The organism is Gordonia heveisoli, assembly GCF_030315745.1.
In the GTDB taxonomy this organism is placed as follows: domain Bacteria; phylum Actinomycetota; class Actinomycetes; order Mycobacteriales; family Mycobacteriaceae; genus Gordonia.
The window spans coordinates 1-22,986 of record NZ_JASXSH010000011.1 but is presented as its reverse complement, the minus strand read 5'-3'; the positions used below and the strand labels follow the sequence as shown (position 1 = coordinate 22,986).

The window sequence follows — 22,986 nt, the reverse complement described above, 5'->3', positions numbered from 1 at the left end:
GGCTCACGCGCCGAAGACCTTGAGCACCACGGCTTTTGCCCGCCGGGTCACCCGCAGGTAGTGCTCCAGGAACTCCGACGCCTCATCCTCCGGCCAGCCTGCCGCGTAGGCGATCTGACGCAGCTGCGCACCCGGACCGGGAAGCTGATCGACCGGTTTGCCGCGCACCAGCACCAGCGCGTTGCGCGCCTTGGTCGCGGTGATCCAGGCGTCCTTGAGGAGCGCGACGTCGTTCTCGGCGAGCAACTCCGCCGCCCCGATCGCGTCCAGGGATTCCAGTGTCGAGGTGTTGTGCAGCGACGCGTACCGGTGCGCATAGCGCAGTTGCATCAGTTGCACCGTCCATTCGATGTCGGCGAGCCCGCCGCGACCGAGTTTGGTGTGCGTCGCCGGGTCCGCACCCCGCGGCAGACGTTCGGAATCGACGCGTGCCTTGATCCGCCGGATCTCCTTGACGGCCTCCCGGGAAACACCGCCGGCCGGATAGCGGATGCGATCGCACATGTGCAGGAAGTCGATACCGAGGTTGTCGTCGCCGGCCACCTGATGCGCCCGCAGCAACGCCTGAACCTCCCATGGTTGCGCCCACTGGTCGTAGTAGGCGGCGTAGGAGGCGAGGGTTCGCACGATCGGCCCGTTGCGTCCCTCCGGACGTAGTCCGGTGTCGACCTCCAGCGGCGGGTCGTCGCTGGGCGAGCCGAGCATGGAACGCACATTCTCGGCGACGGTCTGCGCCCACCGCAGGGCGACGTCCTCGGCGACGCCCGGGACCGGCTGACACACGAACAGCACGTCGGCGTCGGATCCGTAGCCCAGTTCCCCGCCGCCGAGCCTGCCCATGCCGATGACGGCGATCCGCGCGGGCGCCTTCTCCCCGCGTTCGGCCTCGGATGCGTTGATGACGACGGTGAGCGCGGCATTGAGCACCGCCGCCCACACACTCGACAGCGCCGCACAGACCGCGGGCACGTCCATGAGACCGAGGACATCGGCCGAGGCCACCCGCACCAGTTCCGCCCGCCGATGCGAACGAGCCGCCGCCACCGCGCGTTTGAGGTCCCGCTGACGCACCGTGGAGGCGATCAGCCCCTTGGCCACATCCTGCGGACGGATGTCACACAGTTTCGGTCCGTCGGGGCCGTCGGAGTACAGGTGGATGACTTCCGGGGCGCGCATCAGCAGATTGGCGATGTACTCGGAGGTGCCGAGCACCTTCATCAGCCGCTCGGCGACGACACCGTCGTCGCGCAGCAGCCGCAGGAACCAGTCGGCATCCTCCATGACATCGCACAGACGCCGGTAGTTGAGCAGACCCGCGTCGGGATCGGGTGTGCGGCTGATCGTCTCCAGCAGCTGCGGCAAGATCAGCAACTGGATCTGACCGCGTCGCAGCGGCGCCGACGCCAACGCGCGGATGTGCTTCATCGCGCGCTCGGGCTGGGCATAGCCGAGCGCGGCCAGGCGCCGTTCGGCCGACGAATCCGACAGCGTCAGCTCGGCGGTGTTGAAGCGGGTCGCGGCGTCCAGCAGCGGCCGGTAGAACAACTTCTCGTGCAGCCGTCGCACCCGCAGACTCTGCCGCTTGATCTGCTCCCGCAGCACACTGGTCGCGTCGAGTTCACCTTCGCGTCGGATGTGCGCGGCGCGGGCCAGCCAGCGCCACGCCTCGTCGTCGTCGAACGGTGGCAGCAGATGGGTCCGCGACATCCGCTGCAATTGCAGCCGGTGTTCGAGGAGACGCAGGAACTGGTAGGAGGCAATGAGATTCGCGCCGTCGTCACGGCCGACGTAACCACCCGCGGTCAGGGCACCCAGGGCGTCGACGGTCGCCTGCACGCGCAGACTCTCATCCACGCGCCCATGCACCATCTGCAGCAGCTGCACCGCGAACTCGACGTCCCGCAGACTGCCGCTACCCAGCTTCAGGTTTCGCTCGCGCAGATCTTCGGGCACCAGCGACTCCACCCGGCGGCGCATCGCCTGCACCTCCGGGACGAAGTCGTCGCGTTCGGCCGCCTGCCACACCATCGGGTTGACCGCGGCGATGTAGTCGGCACCGAGCTCCATGTCCCCGGTCATCGCCCGCGCCTTGAGCAGCGCCTGGAACTCCCAGGTCTTGGCCCACCGCTTGTAATACGCGACATGCGATTCCAGGGTGCGGGTGAGTGCCCCGGCCTTACCCTCCGGCCGCAGCGCGGCGTCGACTTCGAAGAAGGCCAGCGTACCGACACGCATCAGCTCACCCGCGATGCGCGCGGACACCCCATCGGCCGGTTCGGCGACGAAGATGACGTCGACGTCGCTGACGTAGTTCAGCTCGCGCGCACCACATTTACCCATGGCGATCACGGCGAGCCGCACGTTCAGCTCACCATCCCCGCACACCTCGCGGATCGCCACCGCGAGCGCAGCCGTCAGTGCCGCGTCGGCGAGATCGGCCAGCCGCGCGCCGACCTCCGGGAACCACATGACCGGCTCGTCTTCGACGGTCGGGGCCACGTCGTGGGCGGCCAGCTGCAGAACCAGATTGCGGTATGCCAGCCGCAGCGCGACCACCGCTTTCGGCCCGGACAGCGCCGCACGATAGACCGGATTACCGTTGGCGACCTCGTCGGCGACCGGCTCCGCGTCGACCGCCGCGAGCATCCGCCGCTCGATCTCGACACGGTCGGGCAGTTCGGCGGGAAGGAGCAGCCGCCAGGTGTCGGGGTGGCCGATGAGGTGATCGGCCAGCGCGTCCGACGCCCCGATCACCGCGAACAGTCGGCCACGGAAGCCGGTGTCGGTGGCGATCAGCCCATCGAGCTCGGCCCAGTCGTCGCCGGCCACATCTTTCAGCCGCACCAGCGTCCGCAGGGCGAGATCGGCGTCGGGCGACCGGGACAGCGCCCACAGCACACCGATGGATTCGTCGTTGTTCCAGCCGAGCGTCGCGAGGTCGCCCGCAGCCGTCTTCTCCAGTAGTCCGAGTCGCCCCGTACTGGGCACAGCGCTTCTCCCGGAAATCTTGGTCACCCCAAAACGGTAGCGAGTGACGACACCCCTGCGTAAGTGGGGTTGCGTTGGCCGGCGCCTACAGCGGTAGGTAGCTCTTCAGCTCGAACGGCGTGACCAGGCTGCGGTAGTTGTTCCACTCGGTCCACTTGTTGCGCAGGAAGTAGTCGAACACATGCTCACCGAGCGCCTCGGCGACGAGCTCGGAGCGCTCCATCTCGTTGAGCGCCTCGGCGAGGCTGCCCGGCAGCTCCTTGTAGCCCATCGCCCGACGCTCGGCCGGGGTAAGTGCCCACACGTCGTCCTCGGCCTCGTCGGGCAGCTCGTAGCCCTCTTTGATGCCCTTGAGCCCGGCGGCGAGCAGCACCGCGAAGGTCAGATACGGATTGCACGCCGAGTCGGGGCTGCGCACCTCGATACGCCGCGACGACGCCTTGTTCGGGGTGTATAGCGGCAACCGGACCAGTGCCGACCGGTTGGCGCCGCCCCAGGTGGCCGCGGTGGGCGCCTCGCCGCCGTGGATCAGTCGCTTGTAACTGTTGACCCACTGGTTGGTGACCGCGCTGATCTCGGCCGCGTGGTGCAGGATGCCCGCGATGAACTTCTTGCCGGTGTCCGACAGCTGCATCGGGTCGTCCGGGTTGTGGAAGGCGTTGATGTCCCCTTCGAACAAGCTCAGGTGGGTGTGCATCGCCGAGCCGGGGAAGTCGCTGAACGGCTTTGGCATGAAGGTCGCCCAGACGCCCTCGTTGATGGCGACTTCCTTGATGACGTAACGGAAGGTCATCACGTTGTCGGCCATCGACAGTGCGTCGGCGTACCGCAGATCGATCTCCTGCTGCCCCGGCGCACCTTCGTGGTGCGAGAACTCGACGGAGATACCCATCGACTCCAGCGCCTCGATGGCGTGGCGACGGAAGTTGGGTGCGGCGTCGTGTACCGCCTGGTCGAAGTAGCCACCCGAGTCGGCCGGGGTGGGCACGCTGCCGTCCAGCGGGGCGTCCTTGAGGAGGAAGAACTCGATCTCGGGGTGCACGTAGCAGCTGAAGCCCTGGTCGGCGGCCTTGTTCAGCTGGCGGCGCAGCACATGCCGGGAGTCGGCCCAGCTCGGTGTGCCGTCGGGCATCGCGATGTCGCAGAACATGCGGGCCGAGTGATGCCGGCCGGACGAGGTCGTCCACGGCAGGATCTGGAAGGTCGACGGGTCGGGTTTGGCGACCGTATCGGCCTCCGACACACGCGAGAAGCCTTCGATGGCAGACCCGTCGAATCCGATTCCTTCGCTGAAAGCACCTTCGAGCTCCGCGGGCGCGATCGCCACCGACTTCAAATAGCCGAGGACGTCGGTGAACCACAGCCGGACGAATCGGATGTCGCGCTCTTCGAGGGTCCGGAGCACGAATTCCTTTTGGCGATCCATGATCGCCGACATTAGAAGTAGCCTGTTAAATCCGTGTTACATGCACGATTCAAACTCTGCATCCTGCGGATTCCCGACGGTGATCCCAATATCTGGGATAGATTTACCCCTCTGCGGAATGACCCGATCAGTACATGAACGCTTGTGACCAATCCCATAAGGCCTCGGCGACCGTATCAGGCGCCGCGATGGAAGAATGAGGTCGTCCGTGATCAACCCGGGTACCTGCCACGCAGGACTCGAGGCAGAAAAGAGACAACGATGTCCGAAACCTCGGTCTACGGTGCGTCCACCTCCACCACCGAATCTTCCAGTTCCGACGCCATCTCACCGACTCCCCGTCGCCGGGCGACCCGCATCCAGCATCTCGGCCAGATGAAGGCCGACGGCGAGAAGTGGTCGATGCTCACCGCCTACGACTACTCCACCGCTCGCATCTTCGACGACGCCAACATCCCGGTGCTGCTCGTCGGTGATTCCGCCGCCAACGTCGTCCTCGGCTACGACACCACCATCCCGGTCTCTCTCGACGAGATGATCCCGCTGATCCGCGCAGTGGTCCGGGGCGCACCCCACGCACTGGTTGTCGCGGATATGACTTTCGGCAGTTACGAAGCCGGGCCGCAGCAGGCGTTGGAATCCGCGGTCCGCATCTTCAAGGAGACCGGTGCGCACGCCGTCAAACTCGAAGGCGGCGAACGTGTGGCACCGCAGATCGCGGCGTTGACCGCGGCCGGTATCCCGGTGATGGCCCACATCGGTTTCACCCCGCAGAGCGTCAACGGCCTCGGCGGCTTCCGCGTGCAGGGCCGTGGCGACGGTGCCGATCAGCTGATCGCCGACGCCATCGCGGTGCAGGAGGCCGGTGCGTTCGCGGTCGTCATGGAGATGGTGCCCGCCGATCTCGCCGGCCAGATCACCCGCAAACTGACCATTCCCACCGTCGGCATCGGCGCGGGTAACGAGACCGACGCCCAGGTGTTGGTCTGGCAGGACATGGCCGGACTGACGCACGGCAAGACCGCGCGGTTCGTCAAGCGGTTCGCCGACGTCGGGTCGCAATTGCGCGGCGCCGCAGAACAATACGCCGACGAGGTGCGCCGCGGGGTGTTCCCCGGTCCCGAGCACAGCTACTGACCGCGTCGTCATACCCGTTCTCGCGCATGGCCCCTTAGGGTGGGGCCATGCGCGATTTCTATCCCCCGATCGAGCCCTACGCATCCGGTCTGCTCGACGTCACCGACGACCAGCGGATCTACTGGGAGACGTCGGGCAACCCCGACGGCAAGCCGGTCATCTTCGTCCACGGCGGCCCCGGCGGCGGCACCGGCCCCGATCAGCGCCGCTTCTTCGATCCCACGCGCTACCGCATCGTGTTGTTCGACCAGCGCAACTGCGGGCGTTCACTCCCCCACGTCGCCGACGGCGCCGACCTGTCGACCAACACCACCGACCACCTGATCGCCGACATGGAGGCGCTGCGGACCCATCTCGGCGTCGACCGCTGGCAGGTCTTCGGCGGTTCGTGGGGTTCGACACTCGGCCTCGCCTACGCCCAGCGCCACCCCGGCCGGGTGACCGAACTGGTGTTGCGCGGCATCTTCCTGCTCCGGCGCAGCGAGATCGACTGGTACTACAACGGCGGGGCCGCGCACATCTTCCCCGACGAGTGGGAGTCCTATCTGGAGCCGATCCCGGCAGGCGAACGCGACGGCGACCTCGTCGCCGCCTACCATCGCCTCCTCACCGACCCGGACCCCGCGGTCGCCGCCCGCGCGGCGTCGGCGTGGACGGGCTGGGAGCAGCGCACCAGCCACCTGCTGCCCAAAACGCCCGCCGCGACCGAGGAGGGAACCCGATTCGACCTGGCCTTCGCGTCGATCGAGAACCACTACTTCGTCAACGGCGGTTTCCTCGATGACGGCCAGCTGCTGCGCGACATCGACGTCATCGCCGACATCCCGGCGGTAATCGTGCAGGGCCGCTACGACGTGGTGTGTCCCATGCGCAGCGCCTGGGATCTGCATCGGGCGTGGCCCGCGGCCCGCCTGCACATCGTCGACGACGCCGGGCACGCCTCATACGAACCGGGCATCCGCCATCACCTGATCGAGGCGACCGACCGGTTCGCCCGCTGATGCGGAGCGGTCACCGCTGATCGAGTCGGCGACTCGGAGCGGTCGCCGTAGACTCATTCTGCGACAGACGCATTGGCCAGGCCCGCGGCGATCCCTCGCCATGGGCACGAGCAACGGGAGTTCATGTGGGCGCATCCGAGCAGATCGAGATCGAATTGAAGTTCGATGTCGACGCGAGTCAACCCGCACCCGACCTGCGGGCCCTGCCGGGGGTCGTCTCGGCGACCGAGCCGCGCACCTTCGATCTCGACGCCACCTACTACGACACCGAGAATCTCGACCTCGCCGTCAACCGTATGACGCTGCGCCGCCGGACCGGCGGCACCGATGGCGGCTGGCATCTCAAGCGGCCGTCCGCGGTCGCCGGCGCCAGGCGGGAGACCCACGTGCCGTTCGCCGATGCCCCCGCCGACGCCGGGGTGCCCGACGACCTGCGCCGGCCGCTGCTCGCGCTCACCCGTACCCGCCCGCTCAACCCGGTCGCGGTGATCTCCACATCGCGCACCGTGACCTACCTGATCGGCGCCGATGGTGTGCGGCTCGCCGAATTCGCCGAGGATCTGGTGACCGCGCAGTCGCTGTTGCCGGGCGGCCACATCCAGCAGTGGGCCGAGTGGGAGTTCGAACTGATCGAGGGCGGACGCAAACTTCTCAAGGCCGCCGACAAGGCCCTGACCGCCGGCGGCGCGCGGCCCGCGTCGAGCGCCTCCAAACTGGCCCGGGCGATCGGCTCCACCCCGACCGCGCACAAGCCGCGGTTGTCCAAACGCCCGACGGCGCTGGAGCTGATCGTCACCGACCTTGCGCTGCATCGCGAGTCCCTGATCGCCCACGATCCCGGGGTTCGCGTCGACGCACCCGACGCCGTACATCAGATGCGGGTGGCCACGCGCAGGCTGCGCAGCGTGCTGTCGGGTTTCCCGACCGTCATCGACGCCGAACGGACCGCCCATCTGAGCCGCGAACTCGAACTGCTGGCCGGGATCCTCGGTCATGCACGCGATTCCGAGGTGCAACTCGACCTCGACCAGCGTCTCCTGCGCGGCGAACCCGCCTCCGACGAATTGATCGCCGCGCTGTCGGGCACCGAGGAGAGCGCGCACACCCGTGCGCTCCGCAACGCGCACGCGGCGATGTCCTCGGACCGCTACTTCGCGCTGCTCGACGCCGTCGACGAACTCATCGCCGACCCGCCGGCCGGGCCGGACGCCGAGTCGTCGGCGACCGCCGCGGTCGACAAGGCGATCCGCCGCAGCCGCAAACACATTCGGCAGGCCACCGACCATCTCGCAACCCTCACCGAGGGCTCCCCGGAATGGGCGGCCCAGCTGCACACGATCCGCAAACGCGCCAAGCGTCTGCGCTACAGCACCGACGCGGCCGAGCCGCTGAAGATCAAGCGCTACCGCGCGACCGGCGCGGTGGCCAAACAGCTGCAGTCGGTCCTGGGGGATTTCAACGACACCGGGATCAGCCGGGCCAGGCTGGCCGAGTTGGTCGACTCCGGCCGGTTCGGCAGCCGGGACATGTTCGTCCTCGGCCGGATCGACGCCCGGCTGGAGGCCGACGCCGAGCGCACGTTGGCCGCCTATCGATCGGTCATCGGCAAGCTCTGAGCGTCACACCGGCGCGAAGGTGACCAGTCGCTTGACGGGGTCAGCTGCCGTGAGTACCACCGGCAGCCGACGGCCCTGCGGTGGCTGACCGTCGCAGGTAGCGATGACGGCCGGGTCGGCGATGAAGATGCGGGCCGCCCGTTTGCCCTCTGCCTCGGCCATCACCACCGCGTCGAATTTCTGCCCGACCCGGTCTCCGAGTACCACCGCCTCGGCGAGGTCGATGCTCGCACGGTCGGCCGACGAACCCAGCGAATCGGCCGACCGCAGGATCTTCGGGAGTGTCGGCAGTGCGCGAAGAGTCCAGTCCGGCACCGGCTTTCCGGCCTGTACCGCGAGACATACCTCGGTGGCGAAACGGTCGCCGAGTCGGCGCAGCGGGGCGGTCACGTGGGCGTAGAGCCCACCGACCGCGGTATGCACCATCGCCTCCGGGCCGGGAGCCGCGGGCGCCTCCCCGACGCCGAGCGCCAGGTATCCCGACCCCCGCATCAGGCCGCCGGCCCGCGACATCAGGGCCAATGTGGATGGTGCGTCGACCGGCAATGTGGCCAGGAACTGTCCCGGGGTCGTCCCCTGCGGCCAGTCCACGCCGAGTGCCGTCGCGGTGGCGCGCAGGGCATCGATCGCCGACGCCTCGGCAGGCGGCAGGGTACGCAACAGCCCGACACCGGCCGCCGCCATGATCTCGCCGGCACACCGACCGGCCAACAGCGACAGCTGCGAGTTCCACCGGTCGGCCGGGGTGCGGGGCGCGATGCGCAACGCCCACCCGCCGGACTCGCCGACGACCTCCTGGTCGGGCAGGTCCAGTTCAACGGCCCCGGCCGCCAGCGCGACCCGTGCGCGCAGTTCGCCGAAGTCGGGCAGCGCCGCGATGGACGGGTGCAGCCGACCGGCGGCCGCATCCGCGGACACCCCGGCGTAGTCGAGCCGGGCCACCGACCGTACCCGGGCGCGTCGTACCGCCACGTCGCCGATGGCGCCATCGGGGTCGACGTGGATCGTCCAGAGCACACAGGGCCGGATCTGGTCGGGCAGCAGCGACCCCGATCCTTCCGACAGCGCTCGCGGGTGCAGTGGCACCGAGCCGTCCGGGAAGTAGATGGTGGTACCTCGGCGACGACTCTCCTGGTCGAGGGCACCTTCCGGTTCGACCAGCGCGCCGACGTCGGCGATGGCGTAGTTCACCACGAAACCGTCGGCGTCGGCGCTCAGATGGACTGCCTGATCCAGATCCATCGACCCGGGCGGATCGATGGTGACGAAGGGCAGGTCGGTGTAGTTTTCGCGCTCGTCGGCATATCGGTCGACGGCGCGTTCGGCTTCGGCGAGCGCCGCGTCACCGTAATTCTCGTCGACGCCGAGTTCGCCTCGGATCGCGTCGAAGTCGATGTCGGGAGCCGAAAGTCTGCGTTGCACGACCCCGACCCTATCGAGTGCGCCCCGATCCGGCGGGGACCCGACGAGGCGGGGGGCGAACGAGTCGGCGTGTAAGCCGGATCCTGTACCGACAACAGTCGGTGGCGACCATCCATCTGGGTGCACCGTCACCGGGCACCTCGAGCGGCCCACCCGCGGGCTGGGGCGAGCCGCCCTCATAACACCCGCGCACGCGCACCTCGCGGTCCGCGCTTCGGCCTTGCTCCGGGTGGGGTTTACCTAGCCGGCACGGTCACCCGCGCCGCTGGTGCGCTCTTACCGCACCGTTTCACCCTTACCGGCCTGACGACCGGCGGTCTGTTCTCTGTGGCACTGTCCCGCGGGTCACCCCGGGTTGCCGTTAACAACCACCCTGCTCTGTGGAGTCCGGACTTTCCTCGGTGTACGGCGTGCCGGTGAACCGGTCGTTCCGCGCACCGCGGCCGCCCGGCCGACTCGTTCGCCCGGACAGCATACGTCAGCCGCCCGCCCGGTCGAGCCGGGCGTACCCGCGCCGGGTGCGGGTCAGCGCAGATGTGCGGTGTCGTTGACGAGACGGACCACCGACCCGCCGTCGCCGAAGAACTCCGCGATGGAGACTGAGGCCAGGTCCAGATGCAGCCGGAACAGCAGTTCGGACCCCACGCCCAACGCGTCGCGCAGAAACAGCTTGATCGGGGTGACATGGGAGACGAGCACCACCGTCTGGCCTGGATACTGCGCCAGCAGGTGATCGCGGACCGCGGCCACCCGTTCGCCGACCGCGGCGAAACTCTCCCCGCCGGGTGCAGGCACCGTGACGTCACCGAGCCAGCGCGGATGCAGCTGCGGATCGCGTTGGGCCGCTTCGGCGAAGGTCAACCCCTCCCAGTCGCCGAAGTCGGTCTCGATCAGGCCGGGATGTTCGGTGACGGCGAGGCCGGCATGGTCGGCGACCTGCTGTGCGGTGGTGCGCGCCCTGGCCAGCGGCGACGACACGACGGCCGCGATATCCGGCTCGGCGGCCACGCGGGCTCCGGCGGCACGCGCCTGTCGCAGCCCCTCGTCGGTGAGGGGCGGGTTGCCGCGGCCGGAGTAGCGGCGCTGCACCGACAGCTCGGTCTGTCCGTGCCGGAGCAGGATCAGCCGCGTCGGCGCCCCGAGTTGTCCCTGCCAGGACGGTGCCCGCCCGGTGGAGGTGCTCACCGCGACTACAGGCCCGACTCGTGGGTGCGGATGAGGATCGCGCCGCATTCCTCGCAGCGGATGACCTCGTCCGAGGTTGCCGCCGCGATACCGGAGAGGGTGCCGCGGTCGAGTTCCATCCGGCACGCACCGCAGCGCCGGGCGCGCAACAGACCCGCACCGATACGCCCCTGGGCACGCTGTTTGTCGTAGATCGGCAGCAGCGTCGGGTCGACCTCCGCGGCGATCGTCTCCCGACGAGTGGTCGCGGCGGCGAGTTCGGCGTCGACCTCGGCGGCCTCGGTGTCGCGCGCGGTCTCCAGCTCGGTCAGTTGGGTCCGCAGATGGTCGATGGTCGCGGCCGCCCGGTCACGTTCGCCGTCGACGGCCTCCTGCTGTTCGAGCAGCGACAGCATCTCGTCTTCGAGGACCCCGCGGCGACGGCCCAGGCCGGCCAGCTCATGCTGCAGTTCCGACAGCGCCTTCGGGGCCAGTCCGCCTGCCGTCAGCGCCGCGCTGTCCTTGGCTTCGCGGGCGACCATCCCGGTGACCTCGGATTCGATGCGACGGTACTCGCGGGTGACGTCCTCGGCAGCGATCTCCGAACGCACCAGATCGTCCCGGGCGCTGTCGACAGCCTTCTCCGCCTCGGCGATCGGCGCCTCCTGTGGGAGGTTCTTACGCCGGTGGGTCAGGCGCGCGACGACGGCGTCGGCGTCGGCGAGCTCCAGCAGCACACGCTGTGCGCCGGCATCGACCTTCATATGGAGCCTCCTGGGTTTTCGAGTCCCCCCACCGTACGCGGCGACCACCTCGTGACCGGGCGCAGGTGCGTCGTGATCGGCGACGACCCCGACGCCTCACCCGGTGCTGTGGATCCGGAACGGATCGGTCGGCTGATCGTGGACCGTCGCGACCACTCCGAGCTGGTCCGCCAGTAGCGCGGCGGCGTGTGCACACCACGGGAATTCGGTGGCCCAGTGCCCGGCGTCGATCAGCGCGGGTCCGCCGATCCGCAGCGCCTCGTCGGCCGGATGATGACGCAGGTCGGCGGTCAGGTAGGCGTCGACGCCCAGCCGCCCGACCGTGTCCAGATAGGAGTCGCCGGAGCCGCCGCACACCGCGACGGTGCGCAGCAGGCGGTCCGGGTCACCCGCGGCGCGTACCCCGGCCGGGGTGCCGAGCAGACTCGCGGCCCGACGGGTGAACTCGGCAAGCGTCACCGGTTCGGCGAGGGTGCCGGCCCGGCCGATCCCGACCACGCTGTCGAGGTCGGCAAGTTCGAGCACGTCGAATGCGGGTTCCTCGTACGGATGGGCCGCGCGCAGTGCTGCCAGTACCCGGCGTCGGATGCCACGGGAGGCGACCATCTCGACCCGCGCCTCGTCGACGTGTGTTCGCATACCGATCTCACCGATGGTCGGGGCGGCGTTCTCCAGCGGCTCGAACTGTCCGGTGCCCACCACCGACCAGGAACAGTCGCGGTACTCCCCGATCGTCCCGGCGCCGGCGGCGAACATCGCCTCGCTGACCTGTTCGACGTTGCCCTCGGGCACCATCACGACCCATTTGTCCATCGGCGTGACCGGAACGGGATCGATCGGCACGGTATCGACGAGGCCGAGCAGATCGGCGAGCGCATCCGACACCCCCGGACGTGCACTGTCGGCGTTGGTGTGCGCGGTCAGCAGTGCGATCCCGTTGCGGATGAGCCGGTGGATGATCCGCCCCTTGCCGGTGTCCGCGGCGACGGTCGTCACCCCACGTAGCAGCAGCGGGTGGTGGGCCAGGATGAGGTCGATCCCGTCGGCCACCGCCGCGTCGACGACCTCGTCGGTCACGTCGACGCAGACGCGCACCGTCCGCACCTGTTCGGCACGGTCACCGCAGACCAGGCCGACCTCGTCCCAGGATGCGGCGAGGGCAGGCGGATAGGCGGCCTCGACCACCCCGACCACGTCACCGACCGTCACCGATCCGACTGCCGACTGCCCCGCCGATTCACCCATGGCCCAGTTCCTTTCGCACTTCGTCGATCGCGGATACCAACGCGTCCACCTGCGCCGTCGGACGGACCGCGAGCCGGAGGTGGTCATCGCCGAGTCCGATGAAATTCGCGCAGCTGCGCACGGCGAAACCACGCCCCGCCAGGCCCGCCTTGACCGCCAGGCCGTCGGCGACCTCGATCAGCACGAACGGCGCCGCGGGTGCGACCGCGACCGGCACCCCGATCTCGGTCAGTCGTGCGCACAGATGATCGCGCTCGGCGGCGACCGCCGACGACTGTTCGATGCCGTACCGACGCCCGGCGGGTCCCACGCATTCGGTCAGAGCTGCCAGCGCCAACGTCGACAACGGCCACGGTCGACGCCCCGCCCGTAGCCGGTCGAGCACCTGCGGCGCGGCCAGCAGGTAGCCCGCCCGCAGCCCGGCCAGCCCAAACGTCTTGGTGACACTGCGGATGACGATGACGTCGGGCAGTCGTTCGGCGGCCATTGATTCCGGTTCGGGCATCCCACCGGCGCCGACGGTCAGGTCGGCGAAGGCCTCGTCCACGACGATGAGCCGGCCCGGACGGCGCAGCGCCTCGATCGTCGCCCGCGGGTGCAGCACCGATGTCGGGTTGGTCGGGTTGCCCAGGACGACGAGGTCGGCGTCGTCGGGGACGGCGGCGTCGGCGAGTCGCCAGGGTGGGGCCAGTTCCACCTGCGTCAGCCGAATCCCGGCGGCCCGCAGCGCCAGTTCGGGTTCAGTGAACGAGGGTTGGATCAGGGCGGCGTGTTTCGGCCGCAGGCGGGGAAGCATCTCGAATCCGTCGGCCGCACCGGAGAGCAGCATGATCTCGTCACGATCGCGGCCGTGCGCACGGCCGACGGCGTCGATCGCGGCGAGTTCGTCGGTGCGTGCCGGATAGTGCGCCAGGTCGTCGAGCCGTGCGCGCACCGCATCGATGACGAAGGCCGGTGGCGCACCGCGGACGTTCACCGCGAAGTCGACCATGCCCGGGGCCGCATCCTGATCGCCGTGGCGATCGGGGTCGTGTAAGTCGGCCGCCGCGCCCACCGCACGCGCCGACCCGACGATGTGATCCAACCCGGATGTCATGACATACGACATTACGGGCACCATGGTGGTGTGACGTCGCTCCCGGATCCTCGCCACCCGTCGACCACCCTGCTCGTCGATCTCGACGGCACCATCACCGACAGCTTCGCGGGAATCGCGAACAGCTTCCGCCACGCCCTCGCGCATGTGGGTGCCCCCGACCCAGACCCGCACATCGTCGCGGGTATCGCCGGTCCCCCGATGATCGACACCCTCAACTCGCTCCAGCTGGCTCCGGATGTGACCGACGAGGCCATGCGCGCCTACCGCACCCGGTACACCGAAATCGGCTGGCGCGAGAACGCCGTCTTCGCCGGGATGGACTCGTTACTCGCCGATCTCTCCGCTTCCGGCCGCACACTCGCGATCGCTACCTCCAAGAACGAGACGACGGCGCGCACGATCCTCGATCATTTCGGCCTGACCCATCATTTCAGCGTCATCGCCGGCGCCAGCGACGACGGCACCCGCCGTTTCAAACATGACGTCATCGCGCACGCACTCACCCAGCTCGACATCGCCGTCGACCCCGAAACCGGATCCCCCGACACCCCATTGGTGATGATCGGCGACCGCCACCACGACGTCGAAGGTGCTGCACGGTTCGGCATTCCAGCGATTTTGGTCGGTTGGGGCTACGCTCTGGCAGGGGAGGAAGACGACGCGGCCTGGTCGGTCTCGTCAATCGCAGATCTGCGCGAGGTACTTGGTGTCTGAGCAACTACATGTCTGTTTCGTGTGCACCGGCAACATCTGCCGATCGCCGATGGCACAGAACATCTTCCGGGAGGCCGTCGAACGGGCCGGCTTGGCGCCCCGGGTACGGGTGACCAGCTGCGGGACCAGCGGCTGGCACGTCGGCGAGCCCGCCGACAACCGCGCCCGTGCCGAACTGGTGACATACGGGTACTCCGATGTCCACACGGCCACCCAGATCGGCCCCGATCACCTGGACGCCGACCTGCTGGTCGCCATGGATTCCGGCCATGTCCGTGAACTCGAACGCAAGCGGCTCGGCGACCGTATCCGACTGTTGCGCTCCTTCGATCCCGCGGCCAACCCCGACGATCAGGACGTCGCCGACCCGTACTACGGCGGCAATGCCGACTTCACCGCCACCCGCGAACAGATCGAGGCCGCGATGGACGGCCTGATCGCCTGGACCCGCGACGCCCTCGGCTGACGCCCGGGCACCCAGACCGCAGGTCACTCGGCGGGTGCCACCAGGTTGTGTACGAACCGGATCTTCGCCAGCACCGGCTTCGGCAGCACGAACGGGTAGAGGTCAGGGTGGCCCATCGACCGGTTGATCTGGTTGAGGGACCAGGTCAGCGGCAGCCACCATTCGATGAGCCGGTCGAACCCGACGTCGCCGGGCAGCACACTGTCCAGCGTCGAACCCGACGGCGCCATCGCAAAGGCCGCGGCGGTATCCAGGGTGTCGCGGATGTGCAGATAGTGCGCGAAGGTCTCGGCGAAGTCCTCGGCCGGATGCATCGTCGCGTACGACGACACATATGTCTGCTCCCAGCCGCGCGGAGCCCCCTCGGAGTAGTGCCGATCCAGCGCGGCCTGATAGTCGAGGTCGGGGTTGCCGAAGTGCTCCTCGAAACCCGGCCTGCGGGCGTCGTCGATGAGCACGAGCTGGTAGTAGTGGCCGATCTCATGCCGGAAATGGCCCAACACCGTTCGGTAGGGTTCGGCGAGTTCGACGCGCATCGCCTCCCGGTGCACGTCGTCGTCCTCGGCCAGGTCCAGGGTGATGACCCCGTTGGCGTGCCCGGTCACGACCGGCTCGTGGGCGCTCGACAGCAGGTCGAAGGCGAGCCCATTGACGGGATCTTCGTCACGTCCGCGGATCGGCAACCCGAGCTCGGCGAGTTCGAGGATGACGCGCCGTTTGGCCGCCTCGGCCTGACCGTAGGCGGGCAGGGCGACCTGATCCCAGTCCCCCGGCCGGGTGCGGGTCAGGCGGCACGACGCGCACAGCGTCGGGATCCCGGTCCACGGAACCAGCCAATTGCACTGTGCGACCTGGGTGTTCATACAACGTTCAAGTAGCTGACCGTCGACCTCGACCCGGCCGGCCTCGTCGAGGACGTGGATCGACCGGGTGTCGAGCCAGAAGCCCAGGGCGCTCGTGCAATGCAGACACAAACTGTTCTCGAAGGACAGGCGCTGGCCGCAGCGACGGCAGAGGAAGTCTCGCATTCCGATCACGGTACCCACGCTGGGTAACGTGGAGGCTGTGCACGTGCTGCGAGTCATACTTCGTCCCGGGTGGATCGCCCTCGGGGTCGTCGTCATCGCCTTCGCGGTCGCCTGCTTCACCCTGTTGGCACCGTGGCAGCTGGGCAAGAACTCGTCCACCAACGAGCGCAACGACCTGATCCGCGCAGCCGTCGACACCGATCCCGTGCCGCTGGCCGAGCTGGCACCCGACGGCCGTTTCGTCCCGTCGCACGAATGGCATGAAGTCCTCGTCAGCGGCCACTTCCTGCCGCAGGACCAGGTACTCGTGCGGTTGCGCAACGTCGAGGAACGCCCCGCGACCGAAGTCGTCGTGCCCTTCGCGGTCGCAGGCGGCAACCGGGTGATCGCCGTCAACCGCGGATACGTCCGACCCGAGAACGGCGCGACCCCGGCAGTGCCTGCCACCCCCGACGGCCAGGTCACCATCACCGCGCGCATCCGGGCCGCCGAAGGGACCACCGCGGGCCGCGGCGCCCATCGCGAAGGCGACCGGACCGCGGTCTATTCCATCGATCCCGCCGAGATCTCCCGGGCGACCGGCGTGGCACTCGACCAGTTCTACCTGCAGCTATCTCCGAATCAGCCCGGATCGCTCGGCGAGATCCCGCTTCCCCAGCTCGACTCGGGACCGTATCTGTCCTATGGGCTGCAGTGGCTGGCCTTCGGGATCATGGCACCCCTGGGTGCCGGCTACTTCCTGTTCTCCGAGATCCGGCATCGGCGCCGCAAGGCGGCCGCCGCAACCAAGGCCGCGACGTCCGGGGCCGACCCCGGTCGGGGCGACGAAGCCGTCCAGGTGCCTGCCCGATCCGACCGCAGGCGGCAGGCGAAACACGACCTACGTGAGGCGGGTATGACGTCGGGCAGTCGGCAGGTCGGTCAGATCGGCAGCGGTCCCGCCGCGGCCGAACCCGCCGTCGGGGTCCGCGACAAGCTCAGCGAGCGCTACGGCGGCTGAGCCACCACGTCCGCGCGGCGAGCACCCCGGTCGCGGTGACCAGCGATGCGGTCTGCACCCGCCGCGACAGGTCGACGGCAGCGCGCAGGTCCGCGGTACTCGGCGGCAGGCCGTCACCCAGCGTCGGACGCTCCTCGACCGCATACCGGTAGACGGTGCGTCCGCCGAGCCGGACACCGAGAGCACCGGCGAAGCTCGACTCCACGACGCCGGCGTTGGGGCTCGGATGTGCGGCCGCGTCGCGTCGCCAGATCGCGATGGTTTCTCGGGGTGCTCCGCCGACGGCGACGGTAGCCAGTCCGGCCACCCGCGCGGGCAGCAGATTCACCGCATCGTCGGCGCGCGCGGCCGCCCATCCGAATCGCAGATGGCGTGGACTGCGATACCCGACCATCGCGTCGAGGGTGTTGAGCGCGCGATAGCCGACCAGCCCGCCCAACCCGGCCAGGCCACCCCAGATCAGCGGGCCGACCGTCGCATCGGAGGTGTTCTCGGCGATCGATTCGACTGCGGCACGGCAGATCCCGTCCGCATCGAGGGAGTTTGGGTCGCGGGCGCACAGGCTGGGCACCAGTGCGCGGGCGGCCGCGATGTCGTCGGAGTCCAGCGCATCGGCCATCTGCTCGCCGACCCGGCACAACGACGTACCGCCGAGGACCGCCCAGGTGGTCACCGCGGTCGTCGCCACGCGCAACATCCAGCCCATACGCAGCCGGTCGACCCCGACCGCCAGCATCGTTGCGGTACCGGCCGTCACCGCGACGTATCCGGCTCCCGCCCACCGCGAATCGCGGTGGTAGCGACTTTCGAGCGCACCGGCTGCGCGCCCGAATCCGGCGACCGGATGCCACCGGCGCGGATCGGCGAACCCGCGATCGGCCAGATAGCCCACCACCAGCCCGACCGCGGTCGCACCGGCGCGGGAGTAGCGGCGCTCGGGGCGCGGGAGGGCAGGCACGCCGCCGATCGTAGCGACCGCACGCCGCGGCGCCCTCGCGCGCATGCCAGACTTGACCAACGATGTCCCGCAAGAAGCCGCCCGCGCCCCGATCCGCTCCGAAGAAGCCGTCGCGAACGAAGTCCTCGGCGGCCTCGGTCGGCGGTCCGGTTGCCGGACGCCACCCGATCGACAGCGGCATCGCCGAGCTGACCCCCGACCCGATCGCCGGTGGCTGGCTGCTGACGATCAACGGCGCGCACAGTTCGCATATCGATCCCGACGATCCGGGGCTCCTCGACTTCGAGTATCTGCGTCAGATGGCCGCGGTCATCGATGAGCGCCATGCCCCCGACGACCACCTGCGGGTGCTGCATCTGGGTGGTGCGGCCTGTGCGCTGGCCCGCTACCTCGCCGACCGCTATGCACAGGCCCGCCAGGTGGCGGTGGAGATCGACGCCGAACTCGCCCGGCTGGTCCGCGAGTGGTTCGATCTGCCCCGGGCCCCGCTGCTGCGCATCCGGGTCGGCGACGCCCGCGCCGTGACCGCCGGACTCTCCCCCGCCAGCCGCGATGTGGTGGTGCGCGACGCTTTCGTCGGCGACCGAGCGCCGGTTCATCTGACCACCGTCGAGTTCACCCGCAGCGTGCACGACGTCCTGGCGCCGGGCGGGCTGTACCTGGCCAACTGCGGCGACGGCCGGAACTTGGCACTGGCGCGGGCCGAGGCGGCGACCATCGCATCGGTCTTCGACAACGTCATGCTGATCGCCGATCCGGCGATGCTCAAGGGCCGCCGCGTCGGAAATGTGGTGCTGGTGGGCAGCGACGGCCCGCTGGAGGCATCCCCGGCACTGGTCCGCCGCCTCCTCAGCGACCCACTACCCGCACACGTCGTCGCCGGCCGGGCTGCCCGGGACTTCGGTACCGTCGCGTTGCTCGATCACGACCTCGGTGTCGTCCGCCCAGACGACACCTGATTCTCGCCAGTGAATCACTCCGTCGCACAGGTGAACTCGGCTCGCACATGCGTTCGCACCGCGGTCGACGGCCCCAGCTCACACAGCCGCCAGATCACCTAGCCGCCAGATCAGATAACCGTCAGATCACATAGTCGAGGACGCCGACGATCCGTTCGCCCCGCGCCCGATCTCCGGCGATGTCGACGGTCCCCGGGTCGGCGCCACGGCGTCCGCCGACCAGCCGGGCGAAGTCGACGGTGTCCACGGTCAGCGTGACATCTGCTCGGTCCCCGTCGCCGAACGCGTCGACGATGGCAGCGCGGTCACCGACCTCGACTCGGACTGTGCGGGCGGCCAGACCGGTGATCTCGAACAGCACCCGTGTTCCGCTCGGCATCCCGGCCCGCTTACCGACGACGAAGGGCAGCGAGGTGGCGATCTCATCGACGGCCCACCGCGCCGGGTTCGGATCGGCAGGCACCGAACCGTCGAGGACGTCACGGAGGTCGATCTCGTGCATCCAGCAGTCGAAGATCCTGATCCGCATGAACCGGCCGTAGGTGTCCGGGCCCGCCGGGGTGACGGTCGGTTCGTCGAATTGCTGCTGACTCATGGCCGTCAACGCGGCGGTCCGCACCTGGAGGATCTCGTCCAGCGCCGCCAGTACCTGGGCGCGTGACTGGTCACGGAAGTGCTGCACCCAGTTCTCGTTGAGTTCGCCGATCGGGTTGCGGACGTGGTCGGCGGCGGGTGCGTCGGGAACGGGGTCGACCGATCGGCCGGCGAGCAGGCTCTCGGTGCCGATGATGTGGGCGACGATGTCGGCCTGCGACCATCCGGGCAGCACCGACGGGGTGTGCCACTGCCGTTCGTCGAGCGCCTCGGCCAGCGTCTGGATCGTTCGCCACTGCGCGGTCAGCGCCTCGGTGATCGGGGCGGCGGGCAGCGTGATCGGCATCGGAGATCTCCTCGCGGGACGCGCGGGCGGTGGTCATCCCCACCGTAGCGCCGGGGCTGCGGCGTTCGGCGGGCATCGACGGTTTCCCGACCGCCCGGGCGGCGGCCGCGATCAGGACTTACGCTATTGCGCGTGCAGAAGACTGGTGCGGCGCTGTGGTGCGCTGTGATCGCGGTGGCCTCGATCCTCGTCGGCTCGGCGTCGTGGGCGGCGTCCGCGCCCGCCCGCGCGACGACGAACTCACCGATCTACCAGGCGGGCAACTGCACTCGGCTCGACGGACTGCATCCCGGGTCGGCCGTGCGCACTCTTCGGGTGGCCGGAGTGGAACGTTCGTATCGGATTCATGTGCCGGTCGGGATCGGTCCGCGACCGCTGGTCCTCGCCTTTCACGGCCACGGCGAACGCAACGTCAGCTTCGAGCGCTATACCGGATTGTCGAAACTACCCGCGATCGTCGTCTACCCCGAAGCATTGCGTGGCGTGGGCGGCACACCGGCCTGGCAGGGCGCGCCGTATTCGTCCCCTCGGTCGGACGACATCGGCTTCACCCGAGCGATCCTCACCGATGTCCGGGCCCGGCTGTGTGTCGATCCCGGCCGCACCTTCGTCCTCGGCCGATCCAACGGCGGTGGTCTGACGATGCTGCTCGCCTGCCGGATGCCCGGACAGTTCGCCGCCTTCGCGGTCGTCAACGGAGCGGTCTACACGCGCACCATCGCCGGCTGCCGTCCGCGACCCGCGTCGGTCATCGACTTTCACGGCACCGCCGACGGCACGATCCACTACAACGGCGGACGCCGCTTCGGCGAGCGCTATCTGGCGGTCTCACAATGGCTGGGTATGTGGACTCGTGCCGCCGGATGTGTCTCGACGCCTCTCACGGTCGCGACCGGACCTTCGGTTGATCGGATGTCGTGGCCATTGTGCTCGGCACTCGGACACGAGGTGGTGCACTACCGGATCAACGGTGGCACCCACCGCTGGCCCGCACTGATCGACACCTCCCCGTTCGGTTCGGTCAGCACCGGCAGCAGCGAACTGACGTCGAGTACCGCGGTCATCTGGCGGTTCTTCTCCGCGCACGCACAGTGGGGCGGGTCGGGTAGCTGATCCCGGACCCCACAATGCGGACCGAAACTGTCCGCGGGGTGGGGCACCATGGACGCATGCTCGAAACCTCGGCCCGGCTCCTGTCGTTGTTGTCGCTATTGCAGACGCGACGCGACTGGTCGGGTAACGAGCTGGCCCAACGCCTGCACATCACCACCCGCACCGTCCGGCGCGACGTCGACAAGCTGCGTGAACTCGGCTATCCGGTGGAGGCGACCGTCGGGGTCGGCGGCGGCTACCGTCTGGGCGCGGGCGCCGAGATGCCTCCGCTGCTGCTCGACGATCAGGAGGTTCTCGCGGTGGCCCTCGGACTCGACGCCGTCACCACCGGATCGGTCACCGACATGGCCGAGGCGTCCGCGGGTGCGCTGACCAAGCTGCGCCAGGTCATGCCGTCGCGGCTGCGTCACCGGCTCGACACGCTGCGGGTGGAGGCCGTCCCCCGCCAGTACGACCAGTCGTCGGTGTCGTCGTCGACGCTGACCGACATCGCCACCGCATGCCACCGCGGCGAACGCCTCCGCTTCGACTACGTCACCCGCGAGGGTGTCGAGAGCCGGCGCGAGGTGGAGCCATATCGGCTGGTGCGCAACGGCTACCGCTGGTACCTGCTGTGTTGGGATATCCATCGCGAAGACTGGCGATCCTTCCGGGTGGACCGGATGACACCGAAGATCCCCACCGGCCCCCGGTTCAGTCCGCGCGAGCTCCCCGAGGGTGGTGCCGCCGCCTATCTGGCACGCACCCTCGGCGAGGTGTCCCGCCAGGCAGCGGCACACGTCCGGGTCCATGCGCCGCTCGGTGCCGTGGCCTCGATGGTCCATGCCAGTTGGGGCAGCGTCGAGGCCGGCGACGACACCTCCTGCGAGCTGACCCTGTACGGCAAGTCGCTCACCTCGATCGCCCGCTGGCTGTACGCCTTCGACGCCGACTTCGACGTCCTGTCCCCCGTCGAATTGCGCGCCGAATGCGCCGAGGTCGCCGCATTTCACGAACGGGCCGCCGCCCGCTACCGACGGGCCGGGCAGACGGGCTGACCACCTGGGGGAATCACTGCCCACCCGGTTCGAGGAGCGACGCGCCCCGATCGGTGAGCCGAAAACGCAACGGCCGCTTGGTAATCGTCTCGATGATCCCGGTGTCGTCGAGGCGCTGGAGGCGCCGACGGACGAACCACGGCCCGCCGTCGATTGCGACGACACGATCGGCAGGGGCGGCGCCTCACCGCTATACGGCGGTCACCTATGTGCGGAAGCGGGACGCTTTGCATCGGTTGTGAGTCGGATCGTTGTCGACGCCGGGAGTACCCTAGACTGCGGGACGCCTTGGGCGCATCCTGGCCAAGCCTTGAAATAACAGGACCATTGAACGGCCGGGGTAGCGACGTCTGGGGCGTCCCGACTTTTTCGCCGTCCTGGCGGATCTCGTAGAGCACCCCCCGGGCGCCCGCCGGTCATCCCGTCTCGGTCAGACTGTCGAGGAACGGCGTCGGTGGTTCCGATATGGCCGCGGTCGAGGAAACTGGCTCCTACCTGCACCGCTATGTGGTGCGCGCAAAGGGATTCGAACCCCTGACCGCTGGTGTGTAAGACCAGAGCTCTACCGCTGAGCTATACGCGCGTGCCGGCCGGTGAACTGGACGGACCAAGTCACGAATCTAGTCCTTCCCCCTACCGATCGGCAAAAGCACGCTCGTACCCTGGCGGCACCCGCGTGAACCCCGCGCTCCACCCCTGGCCCGAGGATCTCCGCGGGCGCTCCTCACACGGCCGAGTCGAGGCCGGCGGCGACCTCCCACAACGCCTCGAGATCTCCCGGCTCGCTCCGAAGTGGGCTGAGCCCCACCGCGGTGGCCCCGGCGTCGAGATAGCGCCGCAACTGCCTGGTCACCGATGCCGCCGACCCGATGGCGGCGAGGTCGACGACCGACGGCTCCCCCTCGCGGG

The 22,986-nt window shown here is 69.0% G+C and carries 19 protein-coding genes, 1 tRNA gene, 1 other RNA gene and 1 pseudogene; 9 read left to right on the top strand and 13 right to left on the bottom strand.

Annotated elements, in window-relative coordinates; genetic code table 11:
* Nucleotides 1–3 precede the first annotated feature (3 nt).
* Both QSJ18_RS11325 and glnA read right to left on the bottom strand, forming a co-directional pair.
* The gene (locus tag QSJ18_RS11325) at nt 4–3,015 is read right to left on the bottom strand and encodes a bifunctional [glutamine synthetase] adenylyltransferase/[glutamine synthetase]-adenylyl-L-tyrosine phosphorylase (protein WP_286326555.1); all 3,012 of its coding nucleotides are present in this window, start codon (nt 3,013–3,015) and stop codon (nt 4–6) included.
* A gap of 58 nt (nt 3,016–3,073) precedes the next feature.
* On the bottom strand, nt 3,074–4,414 hold the full coding sequence (glnA, locus tag QSJ18_RS11320; protein WP_286326554.1) for a type I glutamate--ammonia ligase: 1,341 nt from the start codon (nt 4,412–4,414) through the stop codon (nt 3,074–3,076).
* A gap of 261 nt (nt 4,415–4,675) precedes the next feature.
* Here glnA and panB point away from each other — a divergent pair, with 261 nt between their 5' ends.
* The 3 genes from panB (at nt 4,676) to QSJ18_RS11305 (ending at nt 8,168) form a co-directional block, all read left to right on the top strand.
* Nucleotides 4,676–5,551 carry a 3-methyl-2-oxobutanoate hydroxymethyltransferase gene (gene panB / locus QSJ18_RS11315; protein ID WP_286326552.1) on the top strand — a complete coding sequence of 292 codons (876 nt, stop codon included), beginning with the start codon at nt 4,676–4,678 and terminating at the stop codon, nt 5,549–5,551.
* 47 nt (nt 5,552–5,598) lie between these two features.
* A complete protein-coding gene (gene pip, locus QSJ18_RS11310; protein ID WP_286326551.1) occupies nt 5,599–6,552 on the top strand; it encodes a prolyl aminopeptidase in 954 nt (317 codons plus the stop codon).
* Nucleotides 6,553–6,677: 125 nt separating this feature from the next.
* Nucleotides 6,678–8,168, top strand: a complete 1,491-nt coding sequence (locus tag QSJ18_RS11305) for a CYTH and CHAD domain-containing protein (protein ID WP_286326549.1) — start codon at nt 6,678–6,680, stop codon at nt 8,166–8,168.
* Nucleotides 8,169–8,171: 3 nt separating this feature from the next.
* On the opposite strand, the gene QSJ18_RS11300 is transcribed toward QSJ18_RS11305, so the two are convergent.
* The 6 genes from QSJ18_RS11300 to cobC form a co-directional block, all read right to left on the bottom strand.
* Nucleotides 8,172–9,590 (bottom strand): RNB domain-containing ribonuclease, encoded by a 1,419-nt coding sequence (locus QSJ18_RS11300; protein ID WP_286326547.1) that lies wholly within the window; start codon nt 9,588–9,590, stop codon nt 8,172–8,174.
* 56 nt (nt 9,591–9,646) lie between these two features.
* Nucleotides 9,647–10,049, bottom strand: an RNA gene (rnpB, locus tag QSJ18_RS11295) — RNase P RNA component class A.
* 66 nt (nt 10,050–10,115) lie between these two features.
* A complete protein-coding gene (locus QSJ18_RS11290) occupies nt 10,116–10,775 on the bottom strand; it encodes a histidine phosphatase family protein (RefSeq protein ID WP_286326546.1) in 660 nt (219 codons plus the stop codon).
* Nucleotides 10,776–10,780: 5 nt separating this feature from the next.
* Complete coding sequence (locus QSJ18_RS11285; RefSeq protein ID WP_286326545.1) at nt 10,781–11,518, bottom strand: zinc ribbon domain-containing protein; 738 nt, start codon at nt 11,516–11,518, stop codon at nt 10,781–10,783.
* 96 nt (nt 11,519–11,614) lie between these two features.
* A complete protein-coding gene (locus tag QSJ18_RS11280; protein ID WP_286326543.1) occupies nt 11,615–12,763 on the bottom strand; it encodes a Nif3-like dinuclear metal center hexameric protein in 1,149 nt (382 codons plus the stop codon).
* Nucleotides 12,756–13,859, bottom strand: a complete 1,104-nt coding sequence (gene cobC / locus QSJ18_RS11275; protein WP_286326542.1) for an Rv2231c family pyridoxal phosphate-dependent protein CobC — start codon at nt 13,857–13,859, stop codon at nt 12,756–12,758. Before cobC ends, QSJ18_RS11280 begins: the two co-directional genes overlap by 8 nt.
* A gap of 30 nt (nt 13,860–13,889) precedes the next feature.
* Between cobC and QSJ18_RS11270 the strand changes: the two genes are divergently transcribed.
* Nucleotides 13,890–14,576, top strand: a complete 687-nt coding sequence (locus QSJ18_RS11270; protein WP_286326541.1) for an HAD hydrolase-like protein — start codon at nt 13,890–13,892, stop codon at nt 14,574–14,576.
* Nucleotides 14,569–15,042 carry a low molecular weight protein-tyrosine-phosphatase gene (locus tag QSJ18_RS11265; RefSeq protein ID WP_286326540.1) on the top strand — a complete coding sequence of 158 codons (474 nt, stop codon included), beginning with the start codon at nt 14,569–14,571 and terminating at the stop codon, nt 15,040–15,042. Before QSJ18_RS11270 ends, QSJ18_RS11265 begins: the two co-directional genes overlap by 8 nt.
* Nucleotides 15,043–15,065: 23 nt before the next feature.
* Here the strand turns inward: QSJ18_RS11265 and QSJ18_RS11260 are convergent, their stop codons facing one another.
* On the bottom strand, nt 15,066–16,070 hold the full coding sequence (locus QSJ18_RS11260; protein ID WP_286326539.1) for a zinc-binding metallopeptidase family protein: 1,005 nt from the start codon (nt 16,068–16,070) through the stop codon (nt 15,066–15,068).
* 37 nt (nt 16,071–16,107) lie between these two features.
* Between QSJ18_RS11260 and QSJ18_RS11255 the strand changes: the two genes are divergently transcribed.
* Nucleotides 16,108–17,070 carry an SURF1 family cytochrome oxidase biogenesis protein gene (locus QSJ18_RS11255; RefSeq protein WP_286326679.1) on the top strand — a complete coding sequence of 321 codons (963 nt, stop codon included), beginning with the start codon at nt 16,108–16,110 and terminating at the stop codon, nt 17,068–17,070.
* Here the strand turns inward: QSJ18_RS11255 and QSJ18_RS11250 are convergent.
* Nucleotides 17,048–18,028 (bottom strand): cobalamin biosynthesis protein, encoded by a 981-nt coding sequence (locus tag QSJ18_RS11250; RefSeq protein ID WP_286326538.1) that lies wholly within the window; start codon nt 18,026–18,028, stop codon nt 17,048–17,050. The genes QSJ18_RS11255 and QSJ18_RS11250 overlap by 23 nt on opposite strands.
* A 62-nt stretch (nt 18,029–18,090) precedes the next feature.
* On the opposite strand from QSJ18_RS11250, the gene QSJ18_RS11245 reads away from it, so the two are divergent.
* A complete protein-coding gene (locus QSJ18_RS11245) occupies nt 18,091–18,987 on the top strand; it encodes a spermidine synthase (protein ID WP_286326537.1) in 897 nt (298 codons plus the stop codon).
* A 121-nt stretch (nt 18,988–19,108) separates the two neighbouring features.
* On the opposite strand, the gene QSJ18_RS11240 is transcribed toward QSJ18_RS11245, so the two are convergent.
* The gene (locus QSJ18_RS11240; RefSeq protein ID WP_286326536.1) at nt 19,109–19,927 is read right to left on the bottom strand and encodes a maleylpyruvate isomerase family mycothiol-dependent enzyme; all 819 of its coding nucleotides are present in this window, start codon (nt 19,925–19,927) and stop codon (nt 19,109–19,111) included.
* Nucleotides 19,928–20,059: 132 nt separating this feature from the next.
* On the opposite strand from QSJ18_RS11240, the gene QSJ18_RS11235 reads away from it, so the two are divergent.
* Both QSJ18_RS11235 and QSJ18_RS11230 read left to right on the top strand, forming a co-directional pair.
* Nucleotides 20,060–21,040, top strand: coding sequence for a CE1 family esterase (locus QSJ18_RS11235; RefSeq protein WP_286326535.1), 981 nt, complete (start codon nt 20,060–20,062; stop codon nt 21,038–21,040).
* A 56-nt stretch (nt 21,041–21,096) separates the two neighbouring features.
* Nucleotides 21,097–22,077: a helix-turn-helix transcriptional regulator gene (locus tag QSJ18_RS11230; protein ID WP_286326534.1), complete on the top strand. Its 981-nt coding sequence runs from the start codon at nt 21,097–21,099 to the stop codon at nt 22,075–22,077.
* A gap of 508 nt (nt 22,078–22,585) precedes the next feature.
* Here QSJ18_RS11230 and QSJ18_RS11225 read toward each other — a convergent pair.
* Both QSJ18_RS11225 and QSJ18_RS11220 read right to left on the bottom strand, forming a co-directional pair.
* Nucleotides 22,586–22,660, bottom strand: a tRNA-Val gene (locus QSJ18_RS11225).
* Between the two features lie 141 nt (nt 22,661–22,801).
* Nucleotides 22,802–22,986, bottom strand: a pseudogene (locus QSJ18_RS11220) (LLM class F420-dependent oxidoreductase); the annotation flags it as partial.

Coding starts and splice junctions, on each gene's coding strand:
- pip (WP_286326551.1), top strand. CDS start 5,599: ATGCGCGATTTCTATCCCCCGATCGAGCCCTACGCATCCGGTCTGCTC.
- QSJ18_RS11230 (WP_286326534.1), top strand. CDS start 21,097: ATGCTCGAAACCTCGGCCCGGCTCCTGTCGTTGTTGTCGCTATTGCAG.
- QSJ18_RS11240 (WP_286326536.1), bottom strand. CDS start 19,927: ATGCCGATCACGCTGCCCGCCGCCCCGATCACCGAGGCGCTGACCGCG.
- panB (WP_286326552.1), top strand. CDS start 4,676: ATGTCCGAAACCTCGGTCTACGGTGCGTCCACCTCCACCACCGAATCT.
- QSJ18_RS11285 (WP_286326545.1), bottom strand. CDS start 11,518: ATGAAGGTCGATGCCGGCGCACAGCGTGTGCTGCTGGAGCTCGCCGAC.
- QSJ18_RS11245 (WP_286326537.1), top strand. CDS start 18,091: ATGTCCCGCAAGAAGCCGCCCGCGCCCCGATCCGCTCCGAAGAAGCCG.
- QSJ18_RS11280 (WP_286326543.1), bottom strand. CDS start 12,763: ATGGGTGAATCGGCGGGGCAGTCGGCAGTCGGATCGGTGACGGTCGGT.
- glnA (WP_286326554.1), bottom strand. CDS start 4,414: ATGGATCGCCAAAAGGAATTCGTGCTCCGGACCCTCGAAGAGCGCGAC.
- QSJ18_RS11260 (WP_286326539.1), bottom strand. CDS start 16,070: ATGCGAGACTTCCTCTGCCGTCGCTGCGGCCAGCGCCTGTCCTTCGAG.
- cobC (WP_286326542.1), bottom strand. CDS start 13,859: ATGACATCCGGGTTGGATCACATCGTCGGGTCGGCGCGTGCGGTGGGC.